Below are 21824 nucleotides of genomic sequence, written 5' to 3' on the forward strand. Positions count from 1 at the left end.
AAGGTAGTAAATGAAATTTTAAAGGAGGATGAAAGATGCAACTGAAGATGTTTTTTAAATGTAACAGACGCAGCAGACTATCTGGTAATAAAAGACTTACCTTTCTGTCAGGCTCATGAGATTGTTGGCAAATTAGTTTTATACTGTATTAAAGAAGGTAAATGTTTAGATGGTCTAACTCTTTAGGAGCGGAAGAAGTTCAGCTTATTTTTTACAGAAAATATCTATGGTTAAACTGCAAAAAGCTAATTTTTCGCTTTTTGAGAAATTTTTCGAATCATCTAAAGCTCGATTTCCGCTGAAATAAGGCTTCCTAATCAAAGGGCCCTCTTAGCCCTTGACTAGCTCATTACATCCTTTAATGAGGTCTTATTTTGTTGAAAATCTCGCTAAGATGATTTGGCGAAAAATTTCTATGTCGCTCAAAATTAGCTTTTTGCAGTATAATCATTTATGAAAAAATTTCTATAGAATATGTTGTAAATTAGCGAAAAAGTTACGGCGGTATGGTAGAGAACCAGGTGATAAAACAAATTGAATATGCAAAAGCCAGATTTAAGAAAAAACTTATACATATTTTATCTGTTTTGCCAATAAAAGTAGATAAATAGAATAAATTGATCTTCGTTCTTAGGATTAAAAAGACCCCTGTCAAGGTTAACTGACGGGGGTTTATGTTTAAAAAGAGGAAAGTTTATTCTTGCTCCAGACTATATATATCAGTATGGAGTAGTTTTTCGATGCCGATGTGTTTTTCTTCTTTACAGAGTCCGCATTCCTGGCAGTGACTGATTTTATCTTTGGGCTCGGTGTATGCACAAATAACGCCTTCATAGTTTCTTAAAATAACCTTTCTGTCGGATTGGGAGATCAGATATTGTGGACCTACTGGAATCTTACCGCCACCACCGGGGGCATCAACTACAAAAGTTGGTACTGCGAAACCGGAAGTATGACCTCGAAGGGATTCGATGATCTCAATTCCCTTAGCTACAGAAGTTCTGAAGTGTTCGATTCCCTGAGAAAGATCACATTGATAGATGTAATATGGACGAACCCGATTTTTTACCAGTATATGAACCAATTTTTTCATAATAAATGGACAATCATTAACACCTTTTAGAAGTACACTCTGATTTCCCAGAGGGATTCCCGCATCAGCCAGTAAAGCGAGGGCTTTTTCACTTTCCGGAGTCATTTCCTTTGGATGATTGAAGTGAGTATTAAGCCAGATGGGATGATATTTTTTTAACATATTTACTAGTTTTGGTGTAATTCGCTGTGGTAGAACAACGGGAGTTCTGGTGCCGATACGGATAATTTCAACGTGAGAAATGGTTCTTAATTCACTAATGATCTCTTCAAGCCACTCATCAGAGATTAAGAGTCCGTCACCGCCGGAGATCAAAACATCTCTGATTGCGGGAGTGTTGCGGATATATTCAATGGCCTTTTTAACCTGTTCTTTAGGCATAGCTGTATCATGGGTTCCTGCCAGACGGCGGCGGGTACAATGGCGGCAGTACATGGAGCATTGATCTGTTACTAAAAGTAATACACGATCTGGATAGCGATGGGTTAGTCCGGGAGTAGGTGAATCTTTATCTTCATGGAGAGGATCTTCTAAGTCAAATTTACCTTTAATTAATTCTTTTATAGTAGGTACTGCCTGTTTCCGCACCGGACAGTTGGGGTTATCAGGATCCATTAAAGTTGCATAATAAGGAGTGATGGCCATCCGTAGAGTTTTTAAGGATTTGCGGATACCTTCTTCTTCTTCAGGAGTCAAATTAATAACTTTTTTTAAAGCCTCAACATCTGTTATCCGATTGCGGATCTGCCATTGCCAATCATTCCACTCCTTAGGAGTAACATCTTTCCAGAGGGGGATGGAATGGTAATCACGCATTAATTTTTCCTCCTTTAACGGTCAGATTAGTTTTCACATTCATGATATAATGCAAAAAATGTGCCATATATATTATTTAGGAATTTTTTTACCCATTATTAATTAAACTGCAAAAAGCCAATTTTGAGCGACATAGAAATTTTTCGTTAAACCTTCTTATTTGGGCTCGAACTTTAGGTGGTTCGAAAAATTTCTTTTGAAGCGAAAAACTAGCTTTTTGTAGTAAAATCATTATTATGATGAATCAGCGGAATATAGGGGATTTTAAAATAAATTTGGGGAGGGGGGAAGAATAAAGAAAAGTGCAAAAATTATTGCACTTTGATTGCAAAAAATTTTGCACATTAATTTATAACCCATATTTTTTTATTTTGTACTGTAAAGTCTGTCGCTTGATTTGTAGAATTCTAGCTGCCTTACTGATATTGCCATCGGCTGTTTGTAATGCTTTTTTGATTAATTTGCGTTCTAATTGTTCAACTGCAGCAGGCAGAGATTGTCCAGAGAAATTTTCAAAAGTATTGTTATTTTGATAGTCCTGATTTTGCACTCTTTGTTTAAGATACTGGGGAATATGTTCGATTTGGATCTGCTTCTTAGATCCGATTAGATTAAAAGCTCCTTCAATAACATGTTGGAGTTCCCGGACATTTCCCGGCCAATGATATTGGTAAAAAATTTTCATTACCGAATTGGTAATTCCCTGAACATTTTTTTTAAATTTTCGGTTATAATAGTGGATAAAATATTGTACCAGGTCTTTTAAGTCGTAATCAATTCGTTCCCGTAAAGGAGGAATTCGAATAAGCACAACACTAAGGCGGTAAAAAAGGTCTTCACGAATCTGTTTTTCTTTTAGAGCTTTTTCCGGGGGTACATTGGATGTGGCAATTATCCGAACATTGATTTCTTTTTCTTTGTTACCTCCAATCCGACGGATTCGGTTGTCCTGTAGTACTCGCAGTAATTTGGCCTGTAGATCTATACTCATGGAATTGATCTCATCTAAAAGCAGTGTTCCACCATTAGCCTGTTCAAAAAGGCCCGGCCTACTGACGGCTCCTGTAAATCCTCCTTTTTCGGTCCCAAAAAGAAGACTTTCCAGTAAATCTCTGGGCAAAGCAGCACAGTTTTGAGCTATGAATGGTTTGTTTTTACGCGGGCTGGCATTGTGAATGCTTTGTGCAAAAACTTCCTTACCCGTTCCAGTTTCACCATAAAGGAGGATAGAAGATGAGGTTTCTGCTGCTTTTTTTGCATAATCAATGGCTTTGATAAAGTCAGGATGTTTTCCGATGATCTGATCAAATGAGTAACGGGTTCCCGGGGCCAGAGATATGGGCTTATTTGTTCGTTCAAGGTGGAGCTGGCTTTGTAAATGAGAAATTTTGTTTACTAATTCTTGAAGTTGGGTAATTTCCCGGGAAATTTCCAGAGCGCCAATGGATTGATCATCCAGTCTTACAGGAATGGTTTTATTGATTGTGGTAATTTTTTTACCTTTTTTATTGATGAATGTTTGTTGTCTTTCTTCTATCGGTTCTCCTGTGCGGAGTGTTCTGATTAAAGTACTGGTTTCTTCTGTCAGTGATGGGTAGACTTCAAGGATATGTTTTCCCAGAACTTCTTCTGGTTCAAAGCCATCGATTTCTGCTGCTCTATGATTGTAAAATATGGTCTTACCCTCACTATTTACTACATGAATTCCCTCATCAATGGAGTTTAAAATGGTCTCTAATAATGTCGATTTTAATGTCGATTTGGCCTTATGGTGATAGGATTTCATTCAATCACCTTCTTTTTTTGAGTTATTTTTTCACGATCTTACTGTAAAAAGCTAATTTTTCGCTTCATAAAGAAATTTTTCGAACTATCTAAAGTTCGAATGAAATCTCACTAAGATGGTTTGACGAAAAATTTCTATGTCGCTCAGAATTGGCTTTTTGCAGTTTAATACTTCATTATTTTTAATATTGGGCATAATAAAGCTTAAATCCTTTCTAGGTATTGTAATTAACGCAAAAAATTTTGCACTTAATTAATGAATAGGTGATTTTAATGTTTTGTACAAAGGAATTTTTCATTAAATTAAGGAATAAGTATGTAAATACTTAAAAATATTCTGAGGGTTTTAAGGGGAGGGTATGGTATGAAGAAAAATCACTTTTTCCTATATTTATTTGGAGGGGCATTTGTTATATTATTCCTGGTTGGAGTACTTGCATCATTGATGGCAGGAAATTTTGGGGATGGGATTAAATCAAAAGAAAGAATTGCTGTAGTTGAGGTTAAGGGGTTTATTACGGGTGGTGAGAGTGGTAGTAATATTTTTGGAGAGAAGTTTGCCGGATCAGATACGTTGATGCGTTATATCAGAAAAGCAGCAGCTGACACATCGATTAAGGCATTGCTTTTACATATTAATAGCCCGGGTGGTAGTGTTTCTGCAACAGAGGCGGTATATAGAGAAGTTTTACGTTTTAAGGAGAAAACAGGAAAACCGGTTTTAGCGGTAATGGAGGATGTTGCTGCTTCTGGTGGGTATTATATTGCGGTAGGAGCAGATGAAATCTATGCCAACCCGGCAACAGTGACGGGGAGTATCGGTGTTATCATGCAGTTTAGAAATTATCAAGAGTTATACGATAAATATGGAATTAAGATTGAAACTATCAAAAGCGGTAAGTATAAAGATATAGGTAATCCTGCCCGGGGGTTGACTAAAGATGAACGGGAATTGTTACAGACCTTGGTAGATCAGATGTATGAGCGGTTTGTGAAGGCGGTGATGGAAGGTAGGGGTATGTCTAAAGAAGAGGTTTTGAAGCTGGCCCAGGGCCAGATTTATAGTGGAATTCAGGCTCAAGAACTGAATCTGGTAGATCATCTTGGAAACTTTTATGATGCGGTAGATTATCTTGCTAAAAAAGTAGGAATTAAGGGAGAGCCGGTTTTAGTATATTATACAAAACCTTCGCCTTTAGAGCGGTTATTTAGCGGATTGGCAAAGGCAATTATATCAGTTCTGGGGGAATCGGTAAATGATGCTGGTCCCGGGATGATGTTAATAGAGAAAAGTTTGCAAATGCCAGGAGCGGGTAATCTTCAACTAATTTATTAATGGTTGAACTGCAAAAAGCTAATTTTTAGCTTAAAGAGAAATTTTTCGAACTATCTGAAATCTCGCTAAGATGGTTTGGCGAAAAATTTCTATGTCGCTCAAAATTAGTTTTTTGTAGTTTAATCATTAATTATTTGTGTATAATTAGGCTCTTTTCACTCAAGACTAAGAAAAAAATCTGAAGTAAGGGGTGAAAAGAGATGTATTCACGAATTGTTAAAATTATTCCTGTGACATCTCAGGGGGAAGATGAGGAGGATATTCAATACGGTATCTTAGATGAAAAGCGAAATGTCATCATGTCTGGTTTTAATACCTATGAAGAAGCTGAAGATGAACTTCGATATCAAAAAGAAGAGGTTAAAAAGATTGGTGATTTTGGAGGAGATGCTTGACTTGAATCATTTTAAAGAGTATAATATTTAATAAAAAAATATCTGGAAAAACGATGAGCAGGAGTAGTAGGATGAAAAGCTTTTTCAGAGAGTCAGTGGTTGGTGCGAACTGACAAAGCTTGATTCCGAATCCGCCTGTGAGTGGTGAGCTGAAATTATCAGTAGGCCATCCGGATGACCTCCGTTAAAACATATAATGAAGTGAAAACGGCTTTTGTCGTTTTAACCAGGGTGGCACCGCGGGAAGGTAAACCTCTCGTCCCTGATTTAATTCAGTGGCGGGAGGTTTTTTGACTTTATCAAAATTTAAAGGGGGGATGTAGAGATGTTAGATATGAAATTTGTTCGCGAAAACCTGGATCTGGTTCAAGAAGCACTGAAAAAGCGTGGAAAAGAAGCACCGCTTGAAGAATTTAAAAAACTGGATAAGCGCCGGAGAGAGATTCTCTATGAAGTAGAACAATTAAAAGCTCACCGTAATAAGGTTTCGAAACAGATTGGTGAATTAAAGCGGGCTGGTAAAGATGCCAGTGAGGTTATTGAGGAGATGGGTAAAGTTTCGGCTAAGATTAAAGAGATGGATGCAGAATTAAAAGAAATTGAGCCGCAGATGAAAAAGATTTTATTAGGAATTCCTAATATTCCCCACGAAACAGTTCCGGTGGGAAAAGATGAAAATGATAATGTGGTTTTAAGAACCTGGGGTAAGCCCCGAAAGTTTGAATTTGAACCCAAACCTCATTGGGAGCTAGGAGAGAATCTGGGTATTTTGGATTTTGAACGCGGTGGTAAGGTAACTGGTGCACGTTTTACTTTTATGAAAGGTCTGGGTGCGCGTTTAGAACGGGCTTTAATCAATTTTATGTTGGATGTGCATACCAATGAGCACGGTTATACTGAGATTTTTCCACCATTTCTAGTTAATACTGACAGTTTGATAGGAACAGGTCAATTACCTAAATTCGCCGAAGATATGTTTAAAGTAGAGGGTACTGATTATTACTTAATTCCTACTGCAGAAGTACCTGTAACCAATCTTTACAGAGAAGAGATTTTAGATGGTGACAAACTCCCTATTTATCATGTTGCTTATAGTGCCTGCTTTAGGGCTGAAGCGGGTGCAGCGGGTCGGGATACCCGGGGTATTATCCGTCAACATCAGTTCAATAAAGTTGAATTGGTGAAGTTTGTTAAACCCGAGGATTCTTATAGTGAATTAGAAAAATTAACGGAAAATGCAGAAGTAATTCTGCAAAAGTTAGGTCTCCCATATCGTGTAGTAGCTCTCTGTACCGGTGATTTGACTTTTAGTTCGGCTAAAACCTATGACCTGGAAGTCTGGCTGCCATCTTTTAATGACTATAGAGAGATTTCATCGTGCAGTAATTTTGAGGATTTTCAGGCTCGCCGGGCAGGTATCCGTTTCCGTCGGGAAAAGGGTGCAAAAGCTGAATTTGTTCATACATTGAATGGTTCGGGTCTGGCAATTGGTAGAACTGTAGCTGCAATTTTAGAGAATTATCAGGATGAAGAAGGAAATGTAGTGATTCCTGAGGTTTTACGTCCATATATGGGTGGTGTGGAGAAGATTACTCCGCTGGAAAAGTAGTATTTACATGAAGGAGGGGAGAGTTTTAAATAAATTCTTTCCTCCTTTTAATTTGAATAAATTGGGAGTTGACATTATAAAAAAAATATATTAACATATTTATATGAGTTATGGAAACAATCTTTCAGAAAGATTTTTTGAAAAAATAAATTTAGATACTTGACAGTTTCAAGATAATATGATATATTTGTAGATGCTGTGAGAATTAATGTTTAATATCTGCGCCCGTAGCTCAACCGGATAGAGTAACTGACTACGAATCAGGAGGTTGGAGGTTCGAGTCCTCCCGGGCGCGCCATTTTCATTGTGGAGAGGTGCCCGAGTGGCTTAAGGGGCGCGCCTGGAGAGCGCGTGTAGGTACATTACACCTACCGTGGGTTCAAATCCCACCCTCTCCGCCATTTTAATACACGGAGGGATGTCCGAATTGGCAAGGGGCCGGACTTGAAATCCGGTGAAGGCGCAAGCCGTGTGGGTTCGAGTCCCACTCCCTCCGCCATAAATATGATAAGCATTCACGACCTGTTAAATGCCGGGTCGTGTTTTTTTATGTTTAGGAAATTATTATACATTTTGCAGGTTGTGGATAACATTTGTCATAGATATATCTAAATAAACTGTAAAGAGCTAATTTTTGAGTAACATAGAAATTTTTTGTTAAACCATCTTAATAAGATTGAAAAGAATGGCTTCATCACAGGATGTGATGAGCTAATCAAGGGCCAGGAGGGCTCGTTGATTAGAGTGCCTTATTTCGGCTGAAATTGAACATTTTATAAAGCGAAAAATTAGCTTTGTACAGTAAGATAAGATTAAGTGCCCGAAGGGCATTTTGTTCTTATTCATTTAAAGGGTAACTTTTCTAATTTCTATTCAAAATGAATAATAAACCGGATGTTTTCTTGTTTTAGTCTTTCTGGCAGGAGTCTTTTATATAATTATCGAAAAAAGTATTATAAAAATCAATGATTAAACTACAAAAAACTAATTTTGAGCGATATAAAAATTTTTCGTTAAACCATCTTAGTGAGATTGAAAAGAATGGCCTCATCACAGAATGTTATGAGCTAATCAAGGGCCAGAAGGGCCTATTGATTAGTGTGCCTTAGTTCGACTGAAATCGAACTTTAGATGGTTCGAAAAGTTTCATTTTGAAGCGAAAAATACATTTGATAGAAGGTGAAATAAAATGGGAGGAAAAGTCCGCTTTATTCATGCTGCGGATATCCATCTGGGAAGTCTTTTGCATAGTACCGGGAGAGCTCCTCAAGAGATTTCTAATTTAATTAAAAGAGTTACTTATGAAGCCTTTGTACGGATTTGTAATGCAGCAATAAAATATAGTGTAGACTTCGTTCTTCTGGCTGGAGACCTTTATGATCATAAATCCCGCTCAGTTGCAGCTAATCAGTTTTTTGTTCATCAATGTCAACGGTTAGAGAAAGAGAATATCCCTGTTTATATCATTGCCGGAAACCATGATCCTCTACAGGAACAGGGTGAATTATTTGATTTACCGAAAAATGTATTTATTTTCGACAGTGAACAGGTTGAGGTTCAGGAAGTAGTAAATAAAGAGGGAGAACTTATAGCCCGCATTTTGGGTCAATCCTACCGAGGTAGATCTGAGTCACGAAAGATGTACAGTTCTTTTACGGTTCCCGATACAGGGGTATGTAATATCGGTATATTACATACTCAGCTAGACCCTACGAATAACAACTATGTTCCCTGTTCGTTAAATGATCTTATTTGCAAAAATGATATTCATTATTGGGCTTTAGGACATATTCATCAACCCCGGATTTTACATAGAACTCATCCTGTTATTGCTTATTCTGGTATTCCCCAGGGCCGGGATTTTGGTGAAGAAGGAGTAGGCGGCTGTTTTCTGGTAGAGATGACTCCTCAGAATGAACCTGAAATATGGTTTATTCCTACTTCATCTGTGGTCTGGAAGAGAGTTGAAATTGCTATAGATGAGGATGAGAAGAATGTACCGGAAAATTTTACCTGTTTAGAAAATTTGATTCTCAATAAAGCTGAAGATATTTTAAATAAAGTTCCGCCAATTCCAGAAGGTTTTAAATTGGCTCAGGATAATAATTGGCCTGATTTCTTTCAGGGTTATATTATTCAGTGGATTCTAACGGGGCGAGGAGAGATCCATGATTTACTGGTGGAACAAGAGGAAGAAGCTATACGGCTATTGGTGGAAAATTTACAGGATAGGCTTAAAGATAGAAAACCTTTTTTATGGACTGAATCAGTAGTAGTCCGGACCGGCAAACCTCTTCCACATCTGAAAAGTTTAAAAGAACAGAATCCTATCTTTGCTGAAATAGAAGAGATAGTACATTTGTCCTTGACTGATGCTCAATTCAAAAAAGATTTAGTAAGTGAGTTAGGTCAAATTTGGGAAGATCGGGTTGACCATGAGAATATCAATGAACAGAAGTTTCAGCTTGATGAAGAGACTTTACAGGCGATTGTTAAACAGGCAGAAGAGATCGTTATTGAGAAACTTATTGAGGGGAGGGAGCTATAGTGAGGATTAAGCGAATATATATTGGGGATTTTGGAATTTTCCGCAACCAGACTCTGGATGAGATTGGCCCGGGGATTGTGGTTATAGGAGGACTTAATCGGGCCGGTAAGTCAACATTTCTTAAAATTCTCCGCTATTTAGGGTATGGTTTTCCCCAAAGTGACTCCCTCCCTCCGGCTGTAAGAAAATATGAAGTTGAGAGTGATGTAATCCTTGATTCTGGAGATATTTTCAATATTCGTTTAACCGGTTATGGAGAACCTATTGTAAATTGTATAGTGGGAGAAAATAATAAAATAGCCTCAGCCAGAGAACTTTATAATAATCTAGATCCCTTTACATATCAACAGGTGTTTACCATAAGTCTTGATGAGTTACAGCGGATTCCCAATGGGGTTTCCAGAAAAGAAATGGAAAAATTACAGTCCATTTTATTGGGAGCGGGATTGAGCGATATTGTGCAGATTCCCCAGATAGAGAAAGCTTTGATAAAAGAAGCTGAAAAAATTGGTGGAAAACACGGAAATCCCAGGGTTAAGGAGTTTAAACCCTATTATCAGCAGATTAAAGCTGGAATAGAATTAAGGGAAAGTGCTTTACAACAGGTAGAACAGTATTATAACAAGCAGAAAGAATTGGAAAAGATTAACCAGAAGATTGATGAAGGTGAAAAAGAGCTTAAAGAATTGCTGGCCCGGATTACGGCTCTGGATCTATTAAAAAACAATTTTGAGGATTATAATAAATTAAAAAAGCTTGAAATTCATCTAAGAGACCCTCAAATACAACAGCTTTTGAAGAGTTATCCGGCTGGTTCTTTAGAAAAAGCAAAAAATTTATATGAGGAATATAAGAAAATTATTGAAGATTATAATAAACAGCTTTATCGTTTTAACAAAGAAATAGCTGAAAAGAATATATCTGATGTTAAAGAAAAACTTCTTAAGTACAAAGAAGAGTTATACTATTTTTATCAACAGCTTTCCGGGTTAAAGGAGAAGGTACAAAATTATTTAACTCAAAAGGAAGATTGTCAACAGGAAAAAAATGAATTGATTGCCGAGATGGCTCACTTAAACCAGGCCTGGGAAGGAGATTTTGATCGGGTATTAAAAATCAAATCTGACCAATTAGAACAGGATAGATTGGCTCAAACGGTAGAGGATTATAAGAAATTACAGCAGGAGAAGAGGGAACTTGAAAAAGATTTGACAGAATTAAAGAGAGAGCAAATGATACTTAAAAATCAGTTAGAGGAATTTAAAGTTTCTGAACCCGGTAAGGTTATTAAGAGGTATTTTTATCTAGCATTACTGTTTACTATATTAGGTGGTAGTTTATCCTTTATAAATTTTACGTCAGGAATTTTAATTGGGGTAGCAGGTATCATTGGTGCTGGAGCATATCTTATTTATAAATATTCTACAGAGAGTAGTTTAAGAAATCAAAAACAGAATTTAGAGATAGAGCTAAAGAATATTGAAAGTCGGCTTTTAGATCTGAAAACAAATTTTGAGCGGGTAGAAAAAGATATTAATAGTTGTGATAATGATTTACAAAGATATCGGACTTTTTTAGGACTGGCCAGAGAAACTTCTCCAGAGCTTATAAAAGAGTATTTTAGAGATATACAGGATTTAAAAAAGAGGATAGTTAAGTGGAAAAATTTTGCTGATAGAATAAAAACTGCTGCTGTAGAATTAGAAGAAGAATTAAAGAAGATGGCTCATCTGGTTCAAGAGTTAGATGAAGGGCAGGATTATATTTTTCAGTCAGGAGAACTTATAAAAAACAGTGGAAAGTTATTTGTACGGATCGAGCAGGCTATACAGCATCTGGAATTGGCTCTAAGTTTAGAAAACGGTGAGCGACTGAAAGAGAATATAGAGAAAAAGATTTGCCAGCTTATGAACTTGAAAGATGGTACAGATAACCTACAGGAGTTATTGGAGCAATTTATTCAACAGGGGGAAAAATTTGAAAAATTTAGTGAATTAAAATCACAGTATCAACTTTTAAAATTACAGATTTTGCAGGCATTGAAAACTGATCGGGTTAGAGATGCTATGGAAAAATTTTATAAGCACCCTATTACTGATGATCAGGATTTATTACAGACTTTTGACCGTCTTTTTAAAGAATATACTTCCCTGGAAGATGTACAAAAGGCCTATGAAGATTCTGATCGAAACTTAAAATCTTTAGAGAAAGAATTGGAAAGATTGAAAGAAAAGCGCCAGACTTTAAAAAATGAAATAGAGTATCTGGCTACTACAGAAAATTTAGAAAAAGCTCAAAAGCAAATTGATGGAGCCCGCGCCGAATTAAGACTTCTGGCAGAAAAGTTTGCAATTTATAGAGCTGCAGCCTATATTTTAAATCAGGTGCAGAAGCGATTTATTGAAAAAACAAAGGGGGAATTATTAAGTCAGGCCAGTAGAATTCTAAATCAGATTACTAATGGAGAATATAAAGAAATATTACCACCAGATAATCTCATCGATATAGATTTTAAAATTGTCTTAGATGATGGAGTTATACAGGATACCGCTGATATACTGAGTCGCGGGACCAGAGAACAATTATTTATGGCGGTTCGAATCAATCGGATACAGGAGATTGATCCTCCATTACCGGTAATTCTGGATGACTCTCTTGTAAACTTTGATATCTATCATATGGATAAAGTGGTAGAACTTTTGGCTAATCTGGCAAAGAGTCATCAGATCTTTGTTATGACCTGTCACTCTCATTTAGTAGAGTGTATAGCTGCCCATAGTCCAGGCGCTCAATATTGGAAGCTGGAAGAAGGGGTGTTTAGTATTTCTGATGAAAATAAATTAATAAATTATTTGCGTAAAAGGTAAGCATCCTCGGGATGCTTTATTTTTTTACCAACTAATACCTTTTGTTTGAAGGAGTTTTTAATTATTTGTTTAAATAAAAAAATATCGTTTCATAAAAGTTGAAAAGATGGATATTGATAGTTCGGTATTAACCAATAGATTTTAAACTGAGTTGGGGGTGAATAACATATGACATTACCCACAGATCAAATTTTTAAGGAATGGGTGGAGTTTGTTACGGCTGTCAGTAAATATTCATCTATTAGGCCTATTACGTTTCAGTTTTGGGAAGGATGTCGGGAGGCAGATATAAATTCCTGTCACCAGAAATTTGTTTTTTTATCGAAAGCAGAGCTTGAACAAAAGCGGGAGGAAAATGCTGAATTAATTAAGGTTACAAGTCCTTATATAGATTATCTTTCTCTTTCGTTTTTAGGAAAACCTCATTTAGTAGTATTATCTGATAGTGAGGGTTGGATTCTTGAGGTTTGTGGTACACTCGAGGAGTTTGGGGGACAGGTAGTGGGAATCGGGCCGGGGGTTAACTGGTCTGAGGAATACTTAGGTCATAATGGTATTGGTACAGCACTTGTCAAGGGAGAACCTGTATTAATCTACGGAATTGAACATTGCGGGCTACCCTTTAATTCTATGGTATGCCTGGGGTTACCAATCAGAGATAATAATAATTCAATCATAGGTGCTCTTGATATCTGTGTTCCGAAAGAAGATGCTCACCCGGCGTGTTTTACTCTTGCTCTTGCTAGCATTGTTTCTATCGAAAATGCTCTTTCTGCTTCTTCGAAATTACAAAATAAATTAGATTATGTTGAAAAGCTTTTGGCAACGGAAAGTCTTCTTGCAACTATGGTTCACGATTTAAAAAATCCTTTATCGACCATTCGAGGTATTAGCCAATTGGGTTATATGACTTCCGGGTCGATCAGGGAACAAGAGTATTTTAAAAAGATAATTAAACAGGTTGATATCCTTATTGATATGCTTAACGAATTATTAGGTAAATTTAAATCGGAGGATTATATTAAGGACTCACCAGTTAAAGCTATTCAGGAAGTTTTGAATGAAATTGAACCACTATGTAGAGCCAGGGGCATTGAACTGAGTTTTTTTGCTCAAAGCTATGGAAAAACAATAATTCATGAAAGGTTCTTTAAGCGGGCCATGCATAATCTTCTAATTAATGCTGTCCAGATTATGTCAGAAGGAGGTAAACTTATAGTTCGGGTTAACGAAAAAAAGGATTTTATTCTAATAGAGATTGCTGATACAGGGCCAGGGATACCGCTGGAGATTCAGCAAGAGGTTTTTGAACCTTTTGTTCACGGTCGTACAGACGGGACGGGTCTTGGACTTTATATAGTTCACTATGTGATTACCAAAGTTCATAGGGGTAAAATATGGTTTGAGACTGGAACGAATGAGGGTACTACATTTTACATTAAACTTCCAATTGTGAGTGTTGCTGAAAATAAACTGAATTTCACTTATCAAAGATCAGAAGTTTGATTTTTGGTGATTTGTCCACCGTAAAAGGTGGTTTTTTTATTTCCTGAAAATATAATTCACAGGTTAATGAAGGAAGAAATATATTAATATTAAAAACAAACAATAGTTTTTTGTCCTGAAACTGAGGTGAAAATATGAATAGAATTATCTGTATTGATCCGGGACATGGTAAACCCTGGCCAGGGGCTGTTTTTGGGTTTATAAAAGAAAGCGAATTTGTTTTAAATATTGCTGCCCATCTGGCAGGAGAACTCCAGAAAAGAGGATATTTTGTAGTAAAAACCCGTTATTCTAACTTTGCTCTGGTTTCTGAAAGGGAAAAATTAGTTGAAGATCTGAATACGAGAGCCCAGATAGCAAATATGTTTAAAGCTAACATTTTCATATCTCTCCATTTCAATGCCCATGAAAACCATGCGGCAAACGGCGTAGAGAGTTGGTATTTTCAGGGGTCTGTTAAAGGCAGACATTTAGCAGAGTGTATTCAAAATCAACTTATTAAAAAATTTAAAATGCGTAATCGTGGGATTAAAGGGACAAACAAACTAATTGTTTTGAGAAAAACCCTAATGCCCGCTGTATTGATTGAATTGGGGTTTATCTCTAATCCCAAAGATAGGGAAATTATGGCTTCTTCTGATTATCCACAAAATGCAGCCTGTGCAATTGCTGATGGAGTAGATAGTTATTTTCAGTAAAAATATCTTCATATAAACGATAAGATTTATTTGTTACTATGGACGTGCTTTATTTTTCTTTTAATAAACGAAAAATTTCTCCTTAAACAAAAAATTAACTTTTTGTAGTATAACCATATTATGGTTAAACTGCAAAAAGCTAATTTTTCGCTTCTTGAGAAATTTTTCGAATCATCTAAAGCTCGATTTCCGCCGAAATAAGGCTTCCTAATCAAAGGGCCCTCCTGGCCCTTGATTAGCTCATCACCTCCTCATATGAGGCCTTATTTCGTCGGAAATCTCGCTAAGATGATTTGGCGAAAAATTTCTATGTCGCTCAAAATTAGCTTTTTGCAGTATAATTATATTATAAGATTATCAGGAGTTTTTTTGAAAACGGATCAGTATATAAACAGAAAAAATTGGATAAAATTTTTTGGGTCTATAATTAATGTTGTGAAGAAAAAATTATAAAAAATAAAAAGGCATTTGCTGGCTCCGTTGAATTAATTAGTTGCGAACTAAAAACCAAAGAAAGGAGTCCAGCAAATGCAATATAATAATATCATAAAATTTCTTGATTTGCCAGACATTATTGCAACTGAAATTATTTCAACAGAGGACAGATATATTTTTATCGCTGAAGCAAAGAAAAATCACATTGTGTGTCCTCAGTGTGGTAATATCACTAATAAAATCCATGATACAAAATGGCAAAATATTAGAGACATCCCCATAAGAGGTAAACTAGTAATCATTAGACTTCTAAAGAAAAGATATCGTTGTCCTTATTGTCATAAGAGGGGTATCCCTGAAAAATATGAAAGTATTGATAAATATGCCCGTAAAACCAAACGCTTTGATAAATATCTTGCTAAAGAAACTGTCAGCAAGGATTATTCTAAAGTTGCTAGAGAAAACGGGTTAAGTTATACAGCTGTTAATAATGCAGTTAAAAAAGTAGTTGACCCTCTCATTAAACAACAAGTTTCAAAACTTAGTCAATTAAAAGCCATCAGTATCGATGAATTTGCAGTTTTAAAACGCCATAAATATGGAGTTAGCATTACAGATCCAATTAATCGGGAGTTAATTGACATTTTACCTACTCGCAAAAAGGATGATTTAATTGACTACTTTAATTGTTGGGAAGATGAACAAAGACGACAGATTCAATCGATCTCTATGGATATGTGGCGGCCGTTCAAAGCAGTAGCAAATGCAGCATTTACTCATGCAAAAATTGTTATAGATAAATTTCATCTTGTAACTTTAATGAACAGAGCCCTTGATGAAGTTAGAAAACAAGTTCAACAAACAGTAAATAATCATCAGAGAAGAAAGTTTTTTCAAAGTCGTTTATTACTCCAAAAACGAGCTGAAGAATTGACAGATGAAGAACATGAAAAGCTCATCAAATTATTTGAACTCAGTCCAGCTCTAGAAAAGGCCTGGGAATTAAAAGAGGAATTCAGAGACCTATTGCAGCTAGATGATGTGAAAGAAGCCACCAGAGCTCTAAAAAGGTGGTATAAAGAAGTAATAAAAAACAAGCTGATGCCTTTTTACCAGGTAAAAAAGATAATACAAAGATGGGAAGAAAAAATACTAAATTATTTTAAGACTAAGATAACCAATGGCTTTGCTGAGGGTATCAATAACAAGATTAAATTGATCAAAAGGATTGGATATGGTGTTCCAAATGTTATGAATCTAAGGAGAAGAGTATTTAATGCAATGTTAAGTTATTAAATTTAAATGTTTATTTCAAAATCAATTTACCAATCAATTCAACGGAGCCAACTTATCTTTCACAACATTTGACGGAGAGCCAATTTTTTTAAGAAATAGTTGATTTTAGTCTGGATTTTTAGTAAAATTTATTTTGGTTTTAAGATGTGAAAAAGGTAATAAGATTAGCTTTATTGATGCGCCCGTAGCTCAACCGGATAGAGTAACTGACTACGAATCAGGAGGTTGGAGGTTCGAGTCCTCCCGGGCGCGCCATTTTTTTATGGAGAGATGGATTATGATTAGAGAAGAAGATTATCGGTTTATGCAGGAAGCTATTGAAGAAGCAAAAAAAGCATATGCTATTGAGGAAGTACCTATTGGTGCTGTTGTGGTCAAAGATGGAGAAGTGATTGGAAGAGGTTATAATTTAAGAGAAAGAGATCATGACCCGACAGCTCATGCTGAAATTATTGCCATTCGGGATGCTGCGTGTTGGCTGGGTGGTTGGAGATTGACAGGGTGTACTTTGTATGTTACAATAGAACCGTGTCCGATGTGTGCTGGAGCTATTTTGAATGCCCGAATTGATCGGGTTGTTTATGGCGCAAAGGATCCGAAAGCGGGATGTGCAGGAAGCCTTATGAATATCCTCACTGATGGGAGATTTAACCATCAAGCTGAGGTGATTTCTGGCTTATTGGCAGAGGAATGTGCGGAATTGATGCGTAGTTTTTTTAAACGGCTTAGAAAATAGATGTTCTGGAGAGGTGGGTGAGTTGGTTGAAACCGCTCGACTCGAAATCGAGTAGACGCCCAAAAGCGTCTCGCGGGTTCGAATCCCGCCCTCTCCGCCATAATGTATGAATAGCAAGGACTTCTGGGATTTTAATCAGAAGTCCTTTTTAATTTTTCGGAGAAGAAATTACAAATTGTCGCCGAATAGTCGCTATAATAGAGAAAAATGCACAAAACAACTGAAAATCAAATCAAAACTTTTTACCAGAAAAGAGTCTGGGGGAATTACGACACCTCCTTAAGAAATATTATAGAAGTATTGATTTTATTTATCTTTGTGTGGTATACTAAAAATTATAAATTACTCAAAAAAATAAATGATTTTACTGCAAAAAGCTAATTTTTCGCTTCAAGAAAAATTTTTCGAACCATCTAAAGTTCGATTTCAGTGACTTGATTAGCTCATCACATCCTCATATGAGGCCTTATTTCGACTGAAATCTCACTAAGATGGTTTAACGAAAAATTTCTATGTCGCTCAAAATTAGCTTTTTGTAGTATAATCATCTTATTATTGCTAAAAAATATAAACCTTTAATCAAAGCTTCATGGCTATTGAATTTTGATTAATTTGACTTAATATAATTACTAAGCATCAGGTTGATAAAAATCCCACGGAATTTTTTCCTGAAAAAGTGGGGTTTTTTTATTTGAATTGCAAATTAAATTAGTTTATCAATTGTCTCTTTTTGTCATTATAAAAGAGACATGTTTTACATTTTTCTAATATTGTAACTCAGATGGGTTGATGTCTTATATTTTAACATGTTGAATCAGAGTGGAATTAAAATATAATTGAAGTACAAAATATAGATTTACTGAAAGGAATTGTTTGAAATTTTATTGAATTTTTAATATAAAAAACGACTGGGTAAAAGGTGGATACAGAAAGGGTATTCTACAATGAATCAATCTATTAAGCACTGGGTATCTTTTGAGTTTTCTATTCCGGGTATTTCATAAAGTTCAAAACTTTTAACATTCGTTTTCTGATCTATATAAAATTTACCTTCAAAAAAATTGGATGTATCAAAGATAAGATTGATAAATTTTTTATTAATTGGGAATAGATCTAATTTACTGATTTCATCAATAGGAACCCATCTTAATATTCCTTCTTTTGTTTGGGTTATTGGATTCCCTTCAAATTTTGTAGATTGATAAATGAAAATTAGACCATTCAAATGTCGATCATCATCAATCCATTGTACAATACCTCTTAGAAAAGGGTCAATTAATTTTAAACCAGTTTCTTCTTTAAATTCTCTTATAATACATTCTTTAGGAGTCTCTCCAAACTGTACTTTTCCGCCAGGAGCACAATAACGTTTATCCCACTTTTCTTTAAAATTGATCATTAAAACTCTCCTATCATTTATTAGATAACAAATTGTGGATAAATAGAATGAATCTCTCATACAGATACTTCCTCCTTAATAAAAAACCGACTGGGGGGTGAAGTCACATTGAAATATATTTGACAAGAACTTTTATTATCCTTTGAAGATTTACAGGAATTACAGCTAAAAACAAAGTTTGAGTTGATCTTTGATTTTATTTGTTAAGGAATAACCAGATATTGACCTTTCTGAAGACTTTGAATTATCAGCTTGTTTTTCTTTATCTCTGGGAAAAGCTTTAGTTGAACCTTTTTTAGATTGGTTTTTATCAAGGTATATATTGGTTAAACTGCAAAAAGCTAATTTTTCGCTTCTTGAGAAATTTTTAGAACCATCTGAAACTCGATTTTCGCCGAAATAAGGCTTCCTAATCAAAGGGCCCTCCTTGCCCTTGATTAGCTCATTACCTCCTGTGATGAGGCCTTATTTCGTCGGAAATTTCGCTAAGATGATTTGGCGAAAAATTTCTATGTTGCTCAAAATTAGCTTTTTGCAGTATAATCATATATTGTATTTTTAGAAATTTCGTGACGACGAGCAACCAGAGCAACATTACTTACTAATCTATATTCATCAAGGATTTGCTGTTTAAATTCATTAGAATACTTCTTACGTTTCATCATTAATAATTCTTTTTAATTTAATTATATCCCTTAAACACTATTTTTCCAAATTCATTAGAGGGATATAGAGCAAACAGCTTTTTGAAGAAATTGGGGGTTGGAATAAGGATAAAAATTTTGATTTACAGGATGATTATATTTTAAGCTAGAGGATTAAACAACACTATAATTTCCTAATCCATCATAGAAGTATATATGATAACTTCGTAAAAAAGCTCTCGGAAAAAGGTTGAAAAATTATTTTAGAAACCAGGTATCATCTTGCACAAAATGAAGTAAGAAAAATATTTGCAAGACAGGAGCAAGATTATGTTGAATATTCTATATAAGGGAGGGGTATCTCTGGTAACCAGGGGATTTCATCTGACTTTGGAAGAGGCTAGAGCTTTGGTAATCTACAGTCAACTTTTATCAGAAAATAGTAAATTGAAAAATCCTATAGAAGTTGTTTGTGTTCTCACAGAAGTTCAATATGATCCCAATCCGGTGGTAAGTCAGAATCATTATTTAGTCTTATGGAATAGAATTCCCGATTTTAAGGAAGAGGATCTTGATCGGGCAGCTTACCATGAACGTACACTAATTGAGGTTTATGCCATGAGACACAATAAATTCTTTGTACCAACAGATGAATTTATACTTTACCGTAAGGCAACCCGTCAAATACGCCGATGGGGTGGATCAGATGCAGATAGAGAGGCAAAGGAATGCTTTAGTTAAGATAAAAGAGCTGAAGATATGGTTGCTCAGGCCTTTGCAAAGAATGGATCAATGGTACAGGAACAGCTGTGGACTAATTTGGGGCGCTATGAAGAATGGAGAGATTATGTAAAAAGAGCTCGTTCGGGACAAAAAGTAAAAGCTTCCCCATTAACAAGCTTTTTATCGTATGTTGCGGCGAGGAGATATCATTGTTACTGACCGTTTGTCTGGAACTTTTCGCCAACCAGTCTTTGGATTGAAAGAGCTTTTAATACCCGGGCCCTGGCCTAATGAGAATGTGACTGAAGAAGAAGCTAGACGCTTGCTTGTTTTACATATATTGAAAGCTTATGGTATTGCAGGTCGTAGTCATATTGCTTATATTACAGGACTTCCTTCCAAAAAGGTAGAGGAAGCTTTAGAATATCATAGAAAGCAGGGTCTAGCTACAACAGCTTCAATCGAAGGTATACGAGGTCAATGGTGGGTTATACCAGATTGGCAGATGGTTATTGAGAAAAATAATAATCACCGAAAATATCATTACTCTTTCCTTTAGATAATTTTGTTCGAAATAGAAAATGGCTGAATAAGTTATTTAATTATACTTTTACCATGGAATATTTTCAGAAAAAGAATATGAAATGGCAACTTTCAATTCTCTTTGGCAGTGATTTTGTTGGATATGTTGATTGTAAAGCTGATCGTAAAAAGAATCAGTTTCTTGTTAAATCTGCTGAGATTAAATGTGGATCGAAGGATTTAAGTGCTGCTCTTGATAATAGTTTATTTAATCTGGCTAAATTTCATGGATTGTCTGAGGTACTACATCTTTACAAAGAAGCTTAAACAATATGGGGTAAAGATAGTTGAAACCAATATGGAAAAAATGGGATGGTCAGACTTTTGTGATGAATCAAATGTATGATTAAACTGCAACAAGCTAATTTTGAGCTCTATTGAAATTTTTCGTTAAGCCATCTTAGTGAGATTGAAAAGAATGGCTTCATTACAGGATGTGATGAGGCCCAGGCTGTTAAAAAAGAGAAGGTTTAGATAACCTGCTCCCACAGGGGACCAGAAAAACTAAATATAATTTCTTCCGCTACTGGACGCTCCGCCGTCCTGGTCGCGCGTCCTTAAAAGTTAAGGCTTCCGTCCGTCTGGTTCTAGCCTTGACTTATACGCTTCAGAAATTATATTTTAGTTTCTAAAGCTGAATACCAGTGCAAGGGCAAGTCTCTAAAAAAAAAGAAGGGTTTGTCAACAATCTGGATCTCATCATAGATTAATCAATTAGATGGTTCGAAAAATTTCTTTATGAAGCGAAAAATTAGCTTTTTGCAGTAAAAGGATGGCTGACGTCAGTGGGTATTGGACCAGGAAGCCTTGCAACTCGACTATCCGGGTTATGAAAATCATGGTAAAGTATGGTATTGGCCTTTTTAAATAATTACCCGCAACTCTATCCAGAACAAAATTTATTAAAATCAGAGATAGCAAATATGGATCAATTCCCCATTCCAAATTTTAAAGGAATTTTTGAACAAATAAAGAAGCATAACAATAATGTAAAGAATCTGGAAAAATAATTATATCTATTGCAGGATTAAGGGGTATTTGTGTAACGTTGTCCCTAGGTCTAATACCTCTAATTATGAATATATAGTAGGCAATGTCCTATTGGAAAAAAACTATGGGTTAATTAATGCCCTGGTTTTTGTTTTTTCTTAAGGCTTGAATATAAAGTTCTCTGGGGAGAAGGATTCATGGGATATGATGTTGATTACCTGGGATGGTAGAGTTTTATCATGCAGCAAAGTATTTAGTAATGTGAATGAAGATGATTTAATGGAGATCTGGACAGAGAGGTATCAACACTTCCGGGAATTGTATCAGAGTAGTAAATTGGATGATATCGACCTGTGCCCCTTGTGA

Annotated in this window: 18 protein-coding genes, 5 tRNA genes, 1 pseudogene and 1 other annotated feature; of the genes and pseudogenes, 19 read left to right on the forward strand and 5 right to left on the reverse strand. The window is 35.7% G+C overall.

All coding sequences use genetic code 11. The features are described from left to right. Window positions 1-63: 63 nt before the first annotated feature. Window positions 64-186, forward strand: a pseudogene (locus tag BBF96_RS17255) (hypothetical protein); the annotation flags it as partial. Window positions 187-694: 508 nt separating this feature from the next. Here BBF96_RS17255 and kamA read toward each other — a convergent pair. Then, window positions 695-1909, reverse strand: a complete 1215-nt coding sequence (kamA, locus tag BBF96_RS13780; RefSeq protein ID WP_127017690.1) for a lysine 2,3-aminomutase — start codon at window positions 1907-1909, stop codon at window positions 695-697. Window positions 1910-2258: 349 nt separating this feature from the next. Continuing rightward, window positions 2259-3695, reverse strand: a complete 1437-nt coding sequence (locus tag BBF96_RS13785) for a sigma-54 interaction domain-containing protein (protein ID WP_127017691.1) — start codon at window positions 3693-3695, stop codon at window positions 2259-2261. A gap of 363 nt (window positions 3696-4058) precedes the next feature. Between BBF96_RS13785 and sppA the strand changes: the two genes are divergently transcribed. The 14 genes from sppA to BBF96_RS13855 all read left to right on the forward strand — a co-directional run bounded on the left by sppA (window position 4059) and on the right by BBF96_RS13855 (window position 17220). After that, window positions 4059-5030: a signal peptide peptidase SppA gene (gene sppA / locus BBF96_RS13790; protein ID WP_127017692.1), complete on the forward strand. Its 972-nt coding sequence runs from the start codon at window positions 4059-4061 to the stop codon at window positions 5028-5030. A gap of 200 nt (window positions 5031-5230) precedes the next feature. Beyond that, the gene (locus BBF96_RS13795) at window positions 5231-5425 is read left to right on the forward strand and encodes a hypothetical protein (RefSeq protein ID WP_127017693.1); all 195 of its coding nucleotides are present in this window, start codon (window positions 5231-5233) and stop codon (window positions 5423-5425) included. 44 nt (window positions 5426-5469) lie between these two features. Next, window positions 5470-5692: a binding site (T-box leader), on the forward strand. Window positions 5693-5750: 58 nt separating this feature from the next. Further along, window positions 5751-7034 carry a serine--tRNA ligase gene (gene serS, locus BBF96_RS13800; protein ID WP_127017694.1) on the forward strand — a complete coding sequence of 428 codons (1284 nt, stop codon included), beginning with the start codon at window positions 5751-5753 and terminating at the stop codon, window positions 7032-7034. Between the two features lie 221 nt (window positions 7035-7255). After that, window positions 7256-7332 (forward strand) — tRNA-Arg (locus tag BBF96_RS13805). Window positions 7333-7342: 10 nt separating this feature from the next. Then, window positions 7343-7435 (forward strand) — tRNA-Ser (locus tag BBF96_RS13810). A gap of 11 nt (window positions 7436-7446) precedes the next feature. Continuing rightward, a tRNA-Ser gene (locus BBF96_RS13815) sits at window positions 7447-7533 on the forward strand. A 690-nt stretch (window positions 7534-8223) separates the two neighbouring features. Beyond that, a complete protein-coding gene (locus tag BBF96_RS13820) occupies window positions 8224-9582 on the forward strand; it encodes a metallophosphoesterase family protein (protein ID WP_127017695.1) in 1359 nt (452 codons plus the stop codon). Then, entirely contained in the window at window positions 9582-12449 is a 2868-nt protein-coding gene (locus tag BBF96_RS13825) for an ATP-binding protein (protein ID WP_164731082.1), read from the forward strand. The genes BBF96_RS13820 and BBF96_RS13825 overlap by 1 nt, the downstream gene beginning before the upstream one ends. Before the next feature lie 168 nt (window positions 12450-12617). Further along, window positions 12618-13955: an ATP-binding protein gene (locus BBF96_RS13830; protein ID WP_127017697.1), complete on the forward strand. Its 1338-nt coding sequence runs from the start codon at window positions 12618-12620 to the stop codon at window positions 13953-13955. Between the two features lie 134 nt (window positions 13956-14089). Then, on the forward strand, window positions 14090-14653 hold the full coding sequence (locus tag BBF96_RS13835) for an N-acetylmuramoyl-L-alanine amidase family protein (RefSeq protein WP_127017698.1): 564 nt from the start codon (window positions 14090-14092) through the stop codon (window positions 14651-14653). A 528-nt stretch (window positions 14654-15181) separates the two neighbouring features. Continuing rightward, entirely contained in the window at window positions 15182-16384 is a 1203-nt protein-coding gene (locus tag BBF96_RS13840) for an ISL3 family transposase (RefSeq protein ID WP_127015677.1), read from the forward strand. Window positions 16385-16562: 178 nt separating this feature from the next. Beyond that, window positions 16563-16639: transfer RNA gene (locus tag BBF96_RS13845), tRNA-Arg, on the forward strand. A 22-nt stretch (window positions 16640-16661) separates the two neighbouring features. Next, the gene (gene tadA / locus BBF96_RS13850) at window positions 16662-17120 is read left to right on the forward strand and encodes a tRNA adenosine(34) deaminase TadA (RefSeq protein WP_164731083.1); all 459 of its coding nucleotides are present in this window, start codon (window positions 16662-16664) and stop codon (window positions 17118-17120) included. 7 nt (window positions 17121-17127) lie between these two features. Then, window positions 17128-17220: transfer RNA gene (locus BBF96_RS13855), tRNA-Ser, on the forward strand. Between the two features lie 849 nt (window positions 17221-18069). Here the strand turns inward: BBF96_RS13855 and BBF96_RS13860 are convergent. The 3 genes from BBF96_RS13860 to BBF96_RS13870 all read right to left on the reverse strand — a co-directional run bounded on the left by BBF96_RS13860 (window position 18070) and on the right by BBF96_RS13870 (window position 19181). Further along, window positions 18070-18579, reverse strand: coding sequence for an NUDIX hydrolase (locus tag BBF96_RS13860; RefSeq protein ID WP_127017700.1), 510 nt, complete (start codon window positions 18577-18579; stop codon window positions 18070-18072). 105 nt (window positions 18580-18684) lie between these two features. Further along, window positions 18685-18936, reverse strand: a complete 252-nt coding sequence (locus tag BBF96_RS13865; RefSeq protein ID WP_127017701.1) for a hypothetical protein — start codon at window positions 18934-18936, stop codon at window positions 18685-18687. Window positions 18937-19043: 107 nt separating this feature from the next. Next, window positions 19044-19181, reverse strand: a complete 138-nt coding sequence (locus tag BBF96_RS13870) for a transposase (protein WP_164731085.1) — start codon at window positions 19179-19181, stop codon at window positions 19044-19046. A gap of 312 nt (window positions 19182-19493) precedes the next feature. Between BBF96_RS13870 and BBF96_RS13875 the strand changes: the two genes are divergently transcribed. The 4 genes from BBF96_RS13875 to BBF96_RS13890 all read left to right on the forward strand — a co-directional run bounded on the left by BBF96_RS13875 (window position 19494) and on the right by BBF96_RS13890 (window position 21824). Then, window positions 19494-19904, forward strand: a complete 411-nt coding sequence (locus BBF96_RS13875; protein WP_127017703.1) for a DNA glycosylase AlkZ-like family protein — start codon at window positions 19494-19496, stop codon at window positions 19902-19904. 169 nt (window positions 19905-20073) lie between these two features. Continuing rightward, entirely contained in the window at window positions 20074-20445 is a 372-nt protein-coding gene (locus BBF96_RS13880; protein ID WP_127017704.1) for a DNA glycosylase AlkZ-like family protein, read from the forward strand. An 80-nt stretch (window positions 20446-20525) separates the two neighbouring features. Next, complete coding sequence (locus BBF96_RS13885) at window positions 20526-20735, forward strand: hypothetical protein (RefSeq protein ID WP_236777828.1); 210 nt, start codon at window positions 20526-20528, stop codon at window positions 20733-20735. Between the two features lie 927 nt (window positions 20736-21662). After that, complete coding sequence (locus BBF96_RS13890) at window positions 21663-21824, forward strand: SPASM domain-containing protein (RefSeq protein ID WP_127017706.1); 162 nt, start codon at window positions 21663-21665, stop codon at window positions 21822-21824.

It is taken from the genome of Anoxybacter fermentans (assembly GCF_003991135.1).
Lineage (GTDB): Bacteria > Bacillota > Halanaerobiia > DY22613 > DY22613 > Anoxybacter > Anoxybacter fermentans.